The 16,071-nt window shown below is 62.5% G+C and carries 13 protein-coding genes and 1 tRNA gene; all 14 read right to left on the reverse strand.

Annotated features, from left to right (window positions below; translation table 11 throughout):
* A partial coding sequence (locus EKH80_RS23140; RefSeq protein ID WP_038054197.1) for a GTP-binding protein occupies window positions 1-95 on the reverse strand: 95 nt, incomplete at its 3' end.
* 47 nt (window positions 96-142) lie between these two features.
* Window positions 143-2,269, reverse strand: coding sequence for an elongation factor G (fusA, locus tag EKH80_RS23145; RefSeq protein ID WP_126687170.1), 2,127 nt, complete (start codon window positions 2,267-2,269; stop codon window positions 143-145).
* A gap of 30 nt (window positions 2,270-2,299) precedes the next feature.
* Window positions 2,300-2,767 carry a 30S ribosomal protein S7 gene (rpsG, locus tag EKH80_RS23150; protein ID WP_126687171.1) on the reverse strand — a complete coding sequence of 156 codons (468 nt, stop codon included), beginning with the start codon at window positions 2,765-2,767 and terminating at the stop codon, window positions 2,300-2,302.
* Window positions 2,768-2,841: 74 nt separating this feature from the next.
* Window positions 2,842-3,219 (reverse strand): 30S ribosomal protein S12, encoded by a 378-nt coding sequence (gene rpsL / locus EKH80_RS23155; protein WP_126687172.1) that lies wholly within the window; start codon window positions 3,217-3,219, stop codon window positions 2,842-2,844.
* Between the two features lie 175 nt (window positions 3,220-3,394).
* Entirely contained in the window at window positions 3,395-7,606 is a 4,212-nt protein-coding gene (rpoC, locus tag EKH80_RS23160) for a DNA-directed RNA polymerase subunit beta' (RefSeq protein WP_126687173.1), read from the reverse strand.
* Between the two features lie 25 nt (window positions 7,607-7,631).
* Window positions 7,632-11,792: a DNA-directed RNA polymerase subunit beta gene (gene rpoB, locus EKH80_RS23165; protein ID WP_196240429.1), complete on the reverse strand. Its 4,161-nt coding sequence runs from the start codon at window positions 11,790-11,792 to the stop codon at window positions 7,632-7,634.
* 361 nt (window positions 11,793-12,153) lie between these two features.
* The gene (gene rplL, locus EKH80_RS23170; protein WP_126687175.1) at window positions 12,154-12,525 is read right to left on the reverse strand and encodes a 50S ribosomal protein L7/L12; all 372 of its coding nucleotides are present in this window, start codon (window positions 12,523-12,525) and stop codon (window positions 12,154-12,156) included.
* A gap of 45 nt (window positions 12,526-12,570) precedes the next feature.
* A complete protein-coding gene (rplJ, locus tag EKH80_RS23175) occupies window positions 12,571-13,095 on the reverse strand; it encodes a 50S ribosomal protein L10 (protein WP_126687176.1) in 525 nt (174 codons plus the stop codon).
* Between the two features lie 324 nt (window positions 13,096-13,419).
* Window positions 13,420-14,130 (reverse strand): 50S ribosomal protein L1, encoded by a 711-nt coding sequence (gene rplA, locus EKH80_RS23180; RefSeq protein ID WP_126687177.1) that lies wholly within the window; start codon window positions 14,128-14,130, stop codon window positions 13,420-13,422.
* Window positions 14,131-14,133: 3 nt separating this feature from the next.
* Window positions 14,134-14,562, reverse strand: a complete 429-nt coding sequence (rplK, locus tag EKH80_RS23185) for a 50S ribosomal protein L11 (RefSeq protein ID WP_126687178.1) — start codon at window positions 14,560-14,562, stop codon at window positions 14,134-14,136.
* A 186-nt stretch (window positions 14,563-14,748) separates the two neighbouring features.
* Window positions 14,749-15,309, reverse strand: a complete 561-nt coding sequence (gene nusG / locus EKH80_RS23190) for a transcription termination/antitermination protein NusG (RefSeq protein WP_126687179.1) — start codon at window positions 15,307-15,309, stop codon at window positions 14,749-14,751.
* Between the two features lie 13 nt (window positions 15,310-15,322).
* Entirely contained in the window at window positions 15,323-15,715 is a 393-nt protein-coding gene (gene secE / locus EKH80_RS23195) for a preprotein translocase subunit SecE (protein WP_126687180.1), read from the reverse strand.
* Between the two features lie 75 nt (window positions 15,716-15,790).
* Window positions 15,791-15,866 (reverse strand) — tRNA-Trp (locus tag EKH80_RS23200).
* A 109-nt stretch (window positions 15,867-15,975) separates the two neighbouring features.
* A partial coding sequence (locus EKH80_RS23205) for an EF-Tu C-terminal domain-related protein (RefSeq protein ID WP_148110417.1) occupies window positions 15,976-16,071 on the reverse strand: 96 nt, incomplete at its 5' end.

Raw genomic sequence — 16,071 nt, forward strand, 5'->3', positions numbered from 1 at the left:
AGCGCCGCCGTCAGCGTCGTCTTGCCGTGGTCCACGTGACCGATCGTGCCCACGTTCACGTGCGGCTTGGTGCGTTCGAATTTACCCTTTGCCATGGTTCAAACCTCTGAAAGAACTGTGTTGTTTGGAGAAGAACGCCCTATCAGGCCTTCTTCATGACCTGTTCGGCGATGTTGTTCGGCGCCGGCTCGTAGTGATCGAATTCCATCGTGAAGGTGGCCCGGCCCTGCGTCTGCGAACGAAGCGCCGTGGCGTAACCGAACATCTCACCCAGCGGTATCATCGCGTTGATGGTCTTGCCCGACGGCGTATCGTCGGAGCCCTGCAGGATGCCGCGACGACGGCTGATGTCGCCCATGACGTCACCGAGGTAGTCCTCAGGCGTCACGACTTCCACCTTCATGATCGGCTCGAGCAGGATCGGCTGCGATTGCTTCGCGCCTTCCCTGAAGAGCTCCCTGAACGCGCCATGCGCGGCGATCTTGAAGGCCATTTCCGACGAGTCGACATCGTGGTACGAACCGAACACCAGCTTCGCCTTCACGCCGACCACCGGGAAGCCCGCAAGCTGGCCGCTGGTGATGGATTCGCGCAGGCCCTTTTCCACCGACGGGATGTATTCCTTGGGAACCACACCGCCCGTAATGTCGTTGACGAACAGGAAGTCGTCCTTCACGTTCGGGTTTTTACGGTCTTCGTCGTTCATCGCGGAGAACTCGATGACCACGTGCCCGTACTGACCTTTGCCGCCGGACTGCTTGGCATGCTTGAAGTCCGCCTTGTAGGCGCCCTGGATCGTTTCGCGATAAGCCACCTGGGGCTTGCCGACGTTGGCTTCCACATTGAACTCGCGACGCATGCGGTCGACGATAATGTCCAGATGCAGCTCACCCATGCCGGCGATGATGGTCTGGCCAGACTCCTCGTCGGTGCGCACACGGAAAGACGGATCTTCGGCAGCCAGACGGCCGAGCGCGATGCCCATCTTTTCCTGGTCCGACTTCGTTCTGGGCTCGACCGCCATCGAGATCACCGGCTCCGGGAACGTCATGCGCTCCAGGGTGATGATGTGATCCTGCGAGCACAGCGTGTCACCCGTGGTGACATCCTTCAGGCCGACCGCAGCAGCGATATCGCCCGCGCGAACTTCCTTGATTTCCTGCCGTTCGTTGGCGTGCATCTGCAGAATGCGGCCGATGCGCTCTTTCTTCGACTTCACCGGGTTGTACACGGCATCGCCGGAGTTCAGCGTACCGGAGTAGACACGGAAGAACGTCAGCGAACCGACGAACGGATCGGTCATGATCTTGAACGCAAGCGAAGAGAATGGCGCGTTGTCGTCAGCCGTACGGCTGGCTTCCTTTTCATTCTCGTCGATGCCCTTCACCGGCGGACGATCGGCCGGCGACGGCAGCAGCTGGATGACGGCGTCCAACATGGCCTGCACGCCCTTGTTCTTGAACGCGCTGCCACAGAACACCGGAATCAGCTTGTTCGCGAGCGTGCCGGCGCGCAGGCCGGCGATGACGTCCACCTCGGAGAGGTCACCCTCTTCCAGATACTTGTTCATCAACTCTTCGGACGTTTCGGCCGCCGATTCCACCATGAAGCTGCGCGCCTCTGCGGCGGTGTCCTTCAGGCTGGCCGGAATGTCCTGGTACTCGAACTTCATGCCCTGGGACTCCATGTCCCACACGATCGCCTTCATCTTGAGCAGATCGATCACGCCCTCGAAATTGTCTTCGGCACCGATCGGCACCTGCATCGGCACCGGGTTGGCCCCCAGGCGCGACTTCAACTGTTCGACGACCTTGCCGAAGTTCGCACCGGTCCGGTCCATCTTGTTGACGAAGGCAAGGCGCGGCACGCTGTACTTGTTCGCCTGGCGCCACACCGTTTCGGACTGCGGCTGCACACCACCCACCGCACACAGCACGAACACCGCACCATCGAGCACGCGCAACGAACGCTCCACCTCAATGGTGAAGTCGACGTGACCGGGGGTGTCGATGATGTTGAAGCGGTGTTCGGGCAAGGAACGATCCATGCCCTTCCAAAACGCCGTCGTTGCCGCCGACGTAATGGTGATGCCACGCTCCTGCTCCTGCTCCATCCAGTCCATGGTCGCCGCACCGTCGTGCACCTCGCCAATCTTGTGACTGACGCCGGTGTAGAACAGGATGCGCTCCGTGGTCGTGGTCTTCCCGGCATCAATGTGCGCCATGATGCCGAAGTTGCGGTAGCGCTCGATGGGAGTGGTGCGTGCCACGGGACTAACCTCGAATCGGACGTGCTTGGCTTACCAGCGGTAGTGCGAGAAGGCCTTGTTGGCCTCGGCCATGCGATGCGTTTCTTCACGCTTCTTGATGGCGCCGCCGCGGTTTTCCGATGCCTCCATCAGCTCGGCAGCCAGCTTGCGCGGCATGGACGTTTCACCGCGCTTGCGCGCAGCTTCGATCGCCCAGCGCATGGCCAGTGCCATACGGCGGCCCGGACGCACTTCGACCGGCACCTGGTAGGTGGCGCCACCGACGCGGCGGGACTTCACCTCGACCGCCGGAGCGATATTACCAAGGGCCTTCTCGACCAACTGCACCGCCTCGGCATGCTTTTCGCCGATGTGGTCGAGCGCTCCATACACGATGGACTCGGCCACGGACTTCTTGCCGCTCTTCATCACCATGTTGATGAAACGGGCAATCAGCTGGCTACCGTGCTTGGGATCGGGCAGCACCAGGCGGGCGGGATGGGAACCTTTACGTGACATGTTTGTTGTCCGTTATCTTCTGTGGACGTCCTGCCCACGGGTGAGCGGCCGTCCTGGCCGCACTCTTCAATAAATTAGGCCTTCTTCGGGCGCTTGGCGCCGTACTTCGAACGACTCTGACGGCGCTTCGTGACGCCGGCGCAGTCGAGGCTGCCGCGTACGGTGTGGTAGCGCACACCCGGCAGGTCCTTCACACGGCCGCCGCGGATGAGCACCACCGAGTGCTCCTGCAGGTTGTGGCCTTCGCCGCCGATGTAGCTGATGACCTCGTAACCGTTGGTCAGGCGCACCTTGGCAACCTTACGCAGGGCCGAGTTCGGCTTCTTGGGGGTGGTGGTGTAAACGCGCGTGCAGACGCCGCGACGCTGCGGGCTGCTTTGCAGGGCCGGCGAAGCGCTCTTGTAGCTCTTCGGGCTGCGGGATTTGCGCACCAGCTGATTGACTGTCGTCATGCGAAGCTATTCCTGGGAAACATAAAGGCAGACCGACAAAACCGGTCTGCCAAGAAGCGGGAATTTAACATGGGCGCCCTGCCTCAAGCAAGGAAACGCCCGCCGTCCTAGACTCGAACACGAGGCGCACTCCCTGCGCCTCATTTCGTATGTCGGCAAGCAAGCCTTTCGGGGCTTACTCGATACCTGCATCAGTGCCTACCGGCGCCTCCGCGAAGGAGACCTGGGAGGAACCGGAAAGGGTTTCCAGTTCCGAAGCGGTCAAGCCGCCCTGGCGATGACGCTGCGCGTGATACGCCAGACCCGTACCTGCCGGAATCAGACGGCCGACAATAACATTTTCCTTGAGGCCACGCAAGGTATCGCGCGTGCCACGAACCGCCGCCTCGGTGAGAACGCGGGTGGTTTCCTGGAACGAGGCCGCCGAAATGAACGACTCGGTCGCCAGCGATGCCTTGGTGATACCCAGCAGCACCGACTGGAATTCGGCCGGACGCTCGTTGCGGGTCTCCGCACGATCGTTTTCGGCAGAGATGCGCACCCGTTCCACCTGCTCACCGCGCAGGTAGTGGCTCTCGCCCGGCTCGGTGATCTCGACCTTGCGCAGCATCTGGCGAATGATCGTTTCGATGTGCTTGTCGTTGATCTTCACGCCCTGCAGGCGATAGACGTCCTGGATTTCCTTGACCAGGTACGCGGCCAGCTGCTCGACACCCAGCAGACGCAGGATGTCATGCGGATTCGGCTCGCCGTCCACCACGGTTTCGCCCTTCTCCACGTGCTCGCCTTCGAACACGATGACCTGGCGCCACTTCGGGATCAGCTCTTCGTGCTCGTTGCCGTCGCTGTCCTTGATGATCAGGCGCTGCTTGCCCTTGGTGTCCTTGCCGAAGCTGACCACGCCCGACCGCTCGGCGAGAATCGCCGGTTCCTTCGGCTTGCGCGCTTCGAAGAGGTCGGCCACACGCGGCAGACCGCCGGTGATGTCGCGGGTCTTGGAGGTTTCCTGCGGGATACGGGCAACCACGTCGCCCACGCCCACTTCGGCGCCATTCTGGATCGACACGATCGCCCCGGCCGGCAGGAAGTACTGCGCCGGCACGTCGGTGCCCGGCAGCTTGAGCTCACGGCCCTTGCTGTCTTCCAGGCGCACGATCGGACGCAGATCCTTGGCCGCAGTGCCGCGACGCTTCGGATCGGTCACGACCGCCGATTCCAGGCCGGTGAGCTCGTCCGTCTGGCTCTGCACGGTGACGCCGTCGATGAAGTCGATGAAGCGCACCACGCCCGCCACTTCCGACACGATCGGGTGGGTATGCGGATCCCAGTTGGCGATGGTCTGGCCCGCCTTGACCGGCGCACCATCCTTCACCGAAATGGTGGCGCCGTAGGGCACCTTGTAGCGCTCACGCTCGCGGCCATTGGCATCGATCACCGACACCTCGCCCGAACGCGACACGGCCACCAGGTGGCCCTGGCCGTGCTGCACGGTCTTCAAGTTGTTGAACTTCACTGCGCCGGTGGTCTTCACCGACACGTTGTCCACTGCAGCCGCACGCGACGCCGCACCACCGATGTGGAACGTACGCATGGTGAGCTGGGTACCCGGCTCACCGATCGACTGCGCGGCGACCACGCCCACGGCTTCACCCATGTTCACCAGATGGCCACGTGCAAGATCGCGGCCGTAGCACAGCGCGCAAACGCCATGGCTGGCTTCGCAAGTGATCGACGAACGCACCTTGATGGACTGCACGCCGGCCTTGTCGAGTTTCTCGACCAGGGCCTCGTCCAGCAGCGTGTTGCGCGTGACGATCGGCTCGTCGCTTTCGCCCGGACCATACACATCTTCGGCCACCACGCGGCCGAGGACGCGCTCGCGCAGCGGCTCGACCACGTCGCCGCCTTCCACGATCGGCTGCATCATCAGGCCTTCTTCGGTACCGCAATCGGTCGAAGTGATGACCACGTCCTGCGCCACGTCGACCAGTCGACGGGTGAGGTAACCGGAGTTCGCCGTCTTCAACGCCGTGTCGGCCAGACCCTTACGGGCACCGTGCGTGGAGTTGAAGTACTGCAGCACGTTCAGGCCTTCGCGGAAGTTCGCCTTGATCGGCGTCTCGATGATCGAGCCGTCCGGACGCGCCATCAGGCCGCGCATGCCGGCGAGCTGGCGAATCTGCGCCACCGAACCACGCGCACCGGAGTCGGCCATGATGTACAGCGAGTTCATCGACTTCTGCGCGACCGTCTTGCCTTCGGCATCGCTCACCTTCTCGGTACCGATGCCGTCGATCATCGCTTTGGCAACCAGTTCGTTGGTGCGCGACCAGATGTCGACGACCTTGTTGTAACGCTCGCCGGCGGTGACCAGGCCCGACTGGTACTGCTCCTGGATTTCGACCACTTCCTTCTCGGCTTCTTCCAGGATCGGCTTCTTCTCGTTCGGGATGATCATGTCGTCGATGCCGATGGAGATGCCGGCGCGCGTCGCGAAACGGAAGCCGGTGTACATCAGCTGGTCGGCGAAAATCACCGTGTCCTTCAGGCCCAGGCGGCGATAGCAGGCATTGATCAGACGCGAGATGTTCTTCTTGGTCAATTCGGTGTTGGCCAGCTCGAACGGCAGGCCTTCCGGCATGATCTCGGCCAGCAGCGCACGGCCCACGGTGGTTTCCATCAGCGAGATGCTGCTGGTGCGCTCACCGTTGTCGTGCACGTGCACCAGCCTCATGCGCACCTTGATCCGCGCGTGCAACTGGATCGCGCGATTGTCGTAGGCGCGGCGCACTTCGCTGATGCTGGAGAACACCATGCCGGTGCCCTTCGCATTCACCAGCTCGCGCGTCATGTAGTACAGGCCCAGCACCACGTCCTGCGTCGGCACGATGATCGGCTCGCCGTTGGCCGGCGACAGGATGTTGTTGGACGACATCATCAGTGCACGCGCTTCCAACTGCGCTTCGATCGACAGCGGCACGTGAACGGCCATCTGGTCGCCGTCGAAGTCGGCGTTGAATGCGGTACACACCAGCGGATGCAGCTGGATGGCCTTGCCTTCGATCAGCTTCGGCTCGAACGCCTGGATGCCGAGACGGTGCAGCGTCGGCGCACGGTTCAGCAGCACCGGATGTTCGCGGATCACCTCTTCGAGGATGTCCCACACCATCGGCTCTTCACGTTCGACCAGCTTCTTCGCCGCCTTGATGGTGGTGGCCTCGCCGCGTGCCTGCAGCTTGGCGAAGATGAAGGGCTTGAACAGCTCCAGCGCCATCTTCTTCGGCAGCCCGCACTGGTGCAGGCGCAAGGTCGGGCCGACCACGATCACCGAACGGCCGGAGTAGTCCACGCGCTTGCCGAGCAGGTTCTGGCGGAAGCGGCCCTGCTTGCCCTTGATCATGTCGGCGAGCGACTTCAGCGCGCGCTTGTTGGTACCGGTGATGGCGCGGCCGCGACGGCCGTTGTCCATCAGGGCATCGACCGACTCCTGCAGCATGCGCTTCTCGTTGCGCACGATGATGTCGGGCGCATTCAGCTCAAGCAGGCGCTTCAGGCGGTTGTTGCGGTTGATGACGCGGCGATACAGATCGTTCAGATCGGAGGTCGCGAAACGGCCACCATCCAGCGGCACCAGCGGACGCAGGTCCGGCGGCAGCACGGGCAGCACGGTCATGACCATCCATTCCGGACGGTTGCCGGACTCGAGGAAGGCCTCGATCAGCTTTACGCGCTTGGTGAGGCGCTTGAGCTTGGTCTCGGAGTTCGTCGAGGCGATCTCTTCCTTCAGACGAATCACTTCGCCCGGCAAGTCCAGCGACTTCAGCAATTCGTAGACGGCCTCGGCACCCATGCGGGCGTCGAATTCGTCGCCGTGCTCTTCCACCGCTTCCAGGTACTGGTCTTCACTCAGCAGCTGGCCGCGCTCAAGCGCGGTCAGACCCGGATCGATCACCACGAAGGCCTCGAAGTACAGGATGCGCTCGATGTCGCGCAGGGTCATGTCCAGCATCAGGCCGATGCGCGAGGGCAGCGACTTGAGGAACCAGATGTGCGCGACCGGGCTGGCCAGCTCGATGTGGCCCATGCGCTCGCGGCGCACCTTGGCCAGCGTCACTTCCGTGCCGCACTTTTCGCACACCACGCCGCGGTGCTTCATGCGCTTGTACTTGCCGCACAAGCACTCGTAGTCCTTCACCGGGCCGAAGATGGCGGCGCAGAACAGGCCGTCACGCTCCGGTTTGAAGGTGCGGTAGTTGATCGTTTCGGGCTTCTTCACCTCGCCGTACGACCAGGAACGGATCAGCTCCGGGGACGCCAGCGCGATCTTGATCGAATCGAACTCCGGCGTGGTGCGCTGCTGATTGAACAGATTGAGCAAATCTTTCATTGCATAAGCTCCTGTAACCCTCGGGTTACTTGATCTCTTCCAGGTCGATGTCGATGCCGAGCGAGCGGATTTCCTTCACCAGCACGTTGAAGGATTCCGGCATGCCAGCCGCCATCTCGTGGTTGCCGTCGACGATGTTCTTGTACATCTGGTTGCGGCCCTGCACGTCGTCGGACTTCACCGTGAGCATTTCCTGCAGGGTGTAAGCCGCGCCGTAGGCTTCCAGCGCCCAGACTTCCATTTCGCCGAAACGCTGACCGCCGAACTGCGCCTTGCCGCCCAGCGGCTGCTGGGTGACGAGCGAGTACGGACCGGTCGAACGCGCGTGCATCTTGTCGTCGACCAAGTGGTTGAGTTTGAGATAGTGCATGTAGCCGACGGTGACCGGACGGTCGAACGCCTCGCCGGTGCGGCCGTCGTACAGCATCGTCTGGCCCGACTCGGGCAGCTCCGCCAGCCTCAGCATCGCCTTCAGCTCGGCTTCCTCGGCACCGTCGAACACCGGGGTGGCCATCGGCACGCCGTCCTGCAGATTGTTCGCCAGCGTGATGATTTCCTCATCGGTCAGCGACTTCAGGTCGACATGCTGCACGGCACCGGCGACGTGGTGGTTGTAGATCTGGTCGAGGAACTCGCGGATCTTCGCCACCTTCTCCTGTGCTTCGAGCATCTTCTGGATCTTCTTGCCCAGGCCTTTCGCAGCCCAGCCCAAGTGCACTTCCAGAATCTGGCCGATGTTCATACGCGAAGGCACGCCCAGCGGGTTCAGGCAGATGTCGATCGACGTGCCGTCAGCCATGTACGGCATGTCTTCCACCGGCACCACGTTGGACACCACGCCCTTGTTGCCGTGACGGCCGGCCATCTTGTCGCCCGGCTGAATGCGGCGCTTCACGGCCAGGAACACCTTGACCATCTTCAGCACGCCCGGTGCGAGGTCGTCGCCCTGGGTGATCTTTGCCTGCTTTTCCTTGAAGCGCTTGTCGAACTCTTCCTTGTGACGCTTGACCTGCTCGGACGCGCGCTCAAGGAACTCGACCGTGGCTTCGTCCTTGGGATTGACCTTGAACCAGTCGTCCTTCTTCAGGCCGTCGAGATATTCGTTGGTGATCTCGGCACCACGCTTGAGACCGGCCGGGCCGCTGTTGGCGACCTTGCCGACGAGCTGTGCGCGCATACGGTTGTAGATCGCGCCTTCGAGGATGCGGAACTGGTCGTCGAAGTCCTTGCGGATGCGCTTGATTTCCATCTCTTCGATCTGGCGCGCGCGCTTGTCCTTCTCGATGCCGTCGCGCGTGAACACCTGCACGTCGATGACCGTACCGTCCATGCCCGGCGGCACGCGCAGCGAGCTGTCCTTCACGTCCGAGGCCTTCTCGCCGAAGATCGCACGCAACAGCTTTTCTTCCGGCGTGAGCTGGCTTTCGCCCTTGGGCGTGACCTTGCCGACCATGATGTCGCCGGCCTTCACTTCCGCGCCGATGTAAACGATGCCGGATTCGTCCAGACGCGCCAGCGCCTGCTCGCCAACGTTCGGGATGTCGGCGGTGATTTCCTCCGCGCCCAGCTTGGTGTCGCGCGCAATGCAGGACAGCTCCTCGATGTGGATCGAGGTGTAGCGATCTTCCTGCACGACACGCTCGGAGAGCAGGATCGAGTCTTCGAAGTTATAGCCGTTCCACGGCATGAAGGCGATCAGCATGTTCTGGCCGAGCGCGAGCTCGCCCAGGTCGGTCGACGAACCGTCGGCCAGCGTGTCGCCCTTCGCCACCAAGTCACCCACGTTCACCAGCGGACGCTGATTGAGGTTGGTGTTCTGGTTGGAACGGGTGTACTTGGTCAGCGTATAGATATCGACGCCGGCATCGTTTTCGCCGACTTCGCTCTCGTTCACGCGCACCACGATACGGGCTGCGTCGACCTGGTCGATCACGCCGCCGCGCTTGGCGGTGACGATGACACCCGAGTCACGCGCCACGGCGCGTTCGATGCCGGTACCCACTAGCGGGGTCTGCGAACGCAGGGTCGGCACGGCCTGGCGCTGCATGTTCGCGCCCATCAGCGCGCGGTTCGCGTCGTCGTGTTCCAGGAACGGCACCAGCGCCGCTGCGACCGACACGGTCTGCATCGGCGAGACGTCCATATAGTTGATCTCGGCCGACGGGCGCAGCTCCGACTCGCCGCGGAAACGGCAGGACACGAAGTCCTCGACGAAGCGTCCGTCCTTGAGCGGCGAGTTCGCCTGCGCGATCACGTGGTCGCCCTCTTCGATCGCCGACAGGTATTCCACCTGGTTGGTGACCTTGCCGTCCACGACCTTGCGGTACGGCGTCTCGAGGAAGCCGTACTGGTTGGTGCGCGCGTACACGGCGAGCGAGTTGATCAGGCCGATGTTCGGGCCTTCCGGCGTTTCGATGGTGCAAACGCGACCGTAGTGCGTGGGGTGCACGTCGCGCACTTCGAAGCCCGCGCGCTCACGCGTCAGACCACCCGGTCCCAAGGCGGAAACGCGACGCTTGTGGGTCACCTCCGACAGCGGGTTGTTCTGGTCCATGAACTGTGAAAGCTGCGAGGAGCCGAAGAACTCCTTCACCGCCGCCGCGACCGGCTTGGCGTTGATCAGATCCTGCGGCGTCAGGCTCTCGGCTTCGGCCAGCGAAAGGCGCTCGCGCACCGCACGCTCCACGCGCACCAGGCCGATGCGGAAGGTGTTCTCCGCCATTTCGCCCACCGAACGCACGCGACGGTTGCCGAGGTGGTCGATGTCGTCCACCGTGCCGTGACCGTTCTTGATGTCGATCAGCACCTTCAGCACGTCGAGGATGTCGGAGCTTTCGCCCTGCGCGGCGACCAGCGCCTGCGCCTCTTCGTTCTTCAGTTCGCCGAAGTACTTCTGGTCGTACAGCACGCCGGGGCCAAGGATCTCCTTGCGGCCGACGCGACGGTTGAACTTCATGCGGCCCACCGCCGACAGGTCGTAGCGGTCGAAGGTGAAGAACAGGTTGAAGAACAGGTTCTGCGCCGCTTCCTTGGTCGGCGGCTCGCCCGGACGCATCATGCGGTAGATTTCCACCAGCGCTTCAAGCTGCGTCTTGGTGCTGTCGATGCGCAAGGTGTGCGAGATGTAGGCGCCGCGATCGAGATCGTTCACATACAGGGTAGGCAGCGTCTCGATGCCGGCCTTGCGGAAGTTCTCGAGTTGCTCGGCGGTGATTTCGTCGTTCGCGGCAGCCAGCAGCTCGCCGGTCTTCGAATCGACGATGTCGATGGCGAGGATGCGGCCGACCGGGTAATCATCCGGCACTTCCAGCGCAGTGATGTTCTCGGCCGCAAGCTGACGCACATGGCGCGCAGTAATGCGCTTGCCGGCTTCCACCAGCACCTTGTCGCCGATCATCAGGTCGAAGCTCAGCGTTTCGCCACGCAGACGTTCGGCGACCAGCTCCAGCGTGGTGCCGCCCTTCTTGCCGAGGTGGAACACGTTGTGCTCGAAGAAGATCGCAAGCATCTCTTCGTTGCTGTAGCCGAGCGCACGCAGCAGCACGGTCACCGGCAGCTTGCGGCGACGGTCGATACGGGTGAACAGCGCGTCCTTGGGATCGAATTCGAAGTCCAGCCAAGAGCCGCGGTAGGGAATCACGCGCGCCGAAAACAGCAGCTTGCCGGAGCTGTGCGTCTTGCCACGGTCATGGTCGAAGAACACGCCCGGCGAACGATGCAGCTGCGACACGATCACGCGCTCGGTGCCGTTGATGATGAAGGTGCCGGTGTCGGTCATGAGCGGGATTTCGCCCATGTAGACTTCCTGCTCCTTCACATATTTCACGGCCTTCTTCGAAGCCGGGCTGTCCTTGTCGTAGATCACCAGGCGCACGGTGACGCGCAGCGGCGCGCCGAAGGTCATGCCGCGGTTGCGGCATTCGCGCTCGTCGAACGGCGGTTCACCAAGACGGTAATCGACGTATTCAAGGGCCGCGTTGCCCGAGTAGCTGACGATCGGAAACACGGACTTCAAGGCGGCGTGCAGACCTTTGTCTTCGCGCTGCTTGGGAGCAACTTCCTCCTGCAGGAATTCACGGTAGGAATCGGTCTGGATAGTCAGCAGGTTAGGCACGCCCAGTACGGGCGGACGCTTGCCGAAATCCTTGCGGATACGCTTCTTCTCGGTAAACGAGTAGGTCATGATCGGTGACGCCTCGGTTCGCTGTGGCGCCGGTGGTGCACACACCGGCTAAATTGGGAAACTTGGATCTGGGGGATCGAGGGTGGGAAGTCTTAAGACCAGCCATCCTCCATGCCCCGGAGCTCCAGAGCGTCCGTACTTGATGTGTCTGAAAAGGGCTCCTGCCCTTTTCGGACACGCCCGGTCTAATGACCGGGCTCCGATGAACCAAGTGCAAGCACTTGGTTCGCGGCGGGCCATCCGTGGCCCGCTGCTGGCTGCTGCGCAGCCAGCACGCAGCCAAGTGAAGCGGGCAAAGCCCGGGGACTTACGCCCCCAGGCTTGGCTTGCGCTGGATCAAACTGACGGCGCGCAAGAGCGCCAATTACTTCAGTTCGACCTTGGCGCCGGCGGCTTCGAGGTCCTTCTTGAACTTCTCGGCGTCTTCCTTCGACACGGCTTCCTTCAGGACGCCACCCGACTCGGTCAGGTCCTTGGCTTCCTTCAGGCCGAGGCCGGTGATCGCGCGAACAGCCTTGATCACGTCGACCTTCTTCTCGCCGGCGTTCACCAGAACGACGTCGAATTCGGTCTTCTCTTCGACAGCGGGAGCCGCGGCACCACCACCGCCAGCCATGACGACCGGAGCAGCGGCGGACACGCCAAACTTCTCTTCGATGGCCTTCACCAGCTCCATCACTTCCATCAGCGACTTGGCGGCTACGGCTTCAACGATCTGTTCGTTGGTAAGGGACATTTGATTTACCTCTGGAAATTGAATTCGTTTGGATCGCGTCGAAACTTAGGCAGACGCGGCTTCGGCCGGGGCAGCTTCGCCGCCACCCTGCTTGTCGGCCACGGCCTTGACGGCGCGCGCAAACATCGCAGCGGGTTCGGCCAGCACACGGGCCAGCATGGCGAGGGCCTCTTCGCGGGTCGGCAGCGAGGCCAGCACTTCGACGTGCGTAGCCGGCAGCAGCTTGCCTTCCACCGAGACGACTTTCGCCTTCAGCTTGTCGTTGCCCTTGGCGAATTCCTTGATCAGACGACCGGCAGCGCCGGGCTCTTCCATCGAGAATGCGTACAGCAGCGGACCGGTCAGGGCGTCCTTGACGACCTCGAACTCGGTACTCACCACGGCGCGCGAAGCCAGCGTGTTCTTGACGACTTTCAAGAAAACGCCGGTTTCACGAGCCTTCTTGCGCATCGCGGTCATCTGTTCGACCGTGGTGCCCGCATACTCGGCAGCGACCAAGGAGTGAGCCTTCGCGGCCACGGCGGCCAGTTCGGCGACTACTTCTTGCTTCTGAGAGAGATTCAGAGCCATGTTTCACTCCTCTTATGAACTCCGCTTACGGCTCCTGCCGCGTGCGGTCCTGAGCGATGCCGTCCTTGACATCGGGGACTTGAGGTCCCGGGTGGTGGCCTTTCCAGAGCGATTCCAGAAGGGGCAGCACCATCTACGCAGGCTGGGGATTTAAGCGACCAAAGTTGGCGGCGACGGCGATTCCTTTGCCAGATAAAGAGCTCCCTGCCCGTCGTCGTCGCGCGCTGGTCGCGCCTGCGGTCTTTGACGGCGGCTCCGGCTTACGCCGGGGCTACCCTCAAAAACTGCCTGCGCAGACATGCGTCCGCGCAGGACTTGAACTTGTTACTTGGCCGAGGCCGCGCTCAAGGTCGACGTATCGACCGGCACGCCCACGCCCATCGTGCTGGACAGCGCAACCTTCTGCAGGTACTGGCCCTTGGCGGTAGCCGGCTTGGCCTTCATCAGGTCTGCGATCAGCGCATTCAGGTTGTCTGCCAGTTGCGCAGCTTCGAAGCTGGCCTTGCCGATGGTGGCGTGAATGATGCCCGCCTTGTCGTTGCGGAACTTCACCTGGCCGGCCTTGGCGTTCTTCACGGCCGTGACGACATCGGCGGTGACCGAGCCATCCTTCGGATTCGGCATCAGGCCACGCGGGCCAAGCAGCTGGCCCAGCTTGCCGACCACGCGCATTGCGTCCGGCGTGGCGATCACGCGACCGAAGTCGAGATCGCCTGCCTGCATGCGCTCAGCCAGATCGTCCATGCCGACTGCGTCGGCTCCGGCCGCCTTGGCGGCTTCGGCTTTTTCGCCGGCCGGGCAGAACACGGCGACCTTGATCGTCTTGCCGGTGCCGTGCGGCAGCAGCGAGGAGCCGCGCACGCCCTGGTCCGACTTCTTGGCATCGATGCCGAGGCGCACGGCCACATCCACCGACTCCACAAACTTCGCCTTGGCGTTGTCCTTGATGATCTTGAGGGCGTCATCGAGGGCATAGGTCTTGCCCGGTTGCACCGCGGCCTGGGCCGCCTTCATACGCTTCGTGAGCTTTGCCATGTCTTAACCCTCCACCACCAGGCCCATGCTGCGCGCGCTACCGGCAATGGTGCGCACCGCGGCGTCCAGATCAGCAGCCGTGAGATCCGGCTCCTTCTGCTTGGCAACTTCTTCCAGCTGCTTGCGGGTGATCTTGCCGACCTTGTCGGTGTTCGGCTTGGACGAGCCCTTGGCGACGCCGGTGACCTTCTTGATCAACACGGTGGCCGGCGGGGTCTTGGTGATAAAGGTGAAGGTGCGGTCCGAGTAGGCCGTGATGATGACCGGGATCGGCATCCCTGGCTCCATCTTCTGCGTAGCGGCGTTGAAGGCCTTGCAGAATTCCATGATGTTCAGGCCGCGCTGACCCAGGGCCGGGCCCACGGGCGGCGACGGGTTGGCCTGACCGGCCTTGACCTGCAGCTTGATATAACCGACGACTTTCTTTGCCATTTGGTGGTTTCCTCGCGAGTTCCAGCGCCTTGCGGCTCCTCGCTGCGCACAATCCCTGGTGAGAGGGAAGCCTGCGATCCTGCGGGCTCCAGAAATACGGACACGCCGAGTCGAAAGACTCCGGCGTGAACCGAATAGTTTAGAGACGTTCGGGGCTTTAAGCAAGCCCTATGCCGTATGGCAGGGTCAGGCCTTCTCGACCTGCCCGAATTCCAGCTCGACGGGGGTGGACCGCCCAAAGATCAGCACCGCTACGCGCAGGCGGCTCTTCTCGTAATTGACCTCTTCGACCACGCCGTTGAAGTCGTTGAACGGACCATCGATCACACGGACCATTTCGCCCGGCTCGAACAGCACCTTCGGCTTGGGCTTGTCCACGCCCTCGCGAACCCGGCTCAGGATGGTATCCGCCTCGCTGTCGCGGATCGGCATGGGACGGTCGGCCGTGCCGCCGATGAAGCCCATCACCTTGGGCGTTTCCTTCACCAGATGCCAGCATTCGTCATCGATCCGCGGCGCCTTGCCCTCGGTATCGGTTTCGATCTGCACCAGCACATAGCCAGGGAAAAACTTGCGCTCGCTGCGGCGCTTCTGGCCGCTGCGCATTTCCACGACTTCCTCGGTCGGCACCAGCACTTCGCCGAACTTCTCTTCCATGCCGGCGCGATGGATGCGCTCGTTCAGCGACTTCTTGACCTGGTTCTCAAAGCCGGAATAAGCATGGACGACGTACCAACGCTTGCTCATCGCACGCTCCTCATTACGAGCCCAGCTTCAACAGATGGTCCAATACCACCCACTTCAACAGAAAATCGATCGCACCCAGCAACAGAGACAGGACGATCACGACAACGATAATAACGCCGGTGGTCTTGATGGTCTCGTCCCGCGTGGGCCAGACCACCTTGCGCATTTCGAACTGCGATTCGGCGAGAAAGTGACGCGCACGGCGGCCCGGCGCCGTGAAGGCGGCGATGGCCAACGCAATGACCACGGCAACGAGAATGGTGACCAGGCGCAATGGCGAGGCGGCACCGATGTTGCCTAGGTAGGTATAGCCGACGATACCGGCCGCCAGCACCAGCACGGCCAGCACCAGCTTGCCGATGTCGGCACTGCTTGTGCCTTTGGACTGTTCAGCCTTGGTATTCATGCGCGTCATGCGGATGCCTCGGGCATCGGCCATACCAGCCGCTGCGACGCACCCGCCATCATTCCTTAAAGAAGATGGCACGCCAGGAGGGACTCGAACCCCCAACCTGCGGTTTTGGAGACCGCTGCTCTGCCAATTGAGCTACTGGCGTACGGATTAAAACTTACGGGACCCGGTACTGGAATCCAGGACCCGGAGGGCCAGGACTAACCCGGCCTTGTCCGCGTCCCGAGTTCCGGCCTCGGGTCCCGCCAATGATATTACTTGGTGATCTTGGCGACGACGCCGGCGCCCACCGTACGGCCGCCTTCACGGATCGCAAAGCGCAGGCCTTCGCTCATCGCGATCGGGGCAAT

Origin of the sequence: Dyella choica, from assembly GCF_003977665.1 — a bacterium.
GTDB classification, from domain to species: Bacteria; Pseudomonadota; Gammaproteobacteria; order Xanthomonadales; family Rhodanobacteraceae; genus Dyella_B; species Dyella_B choica.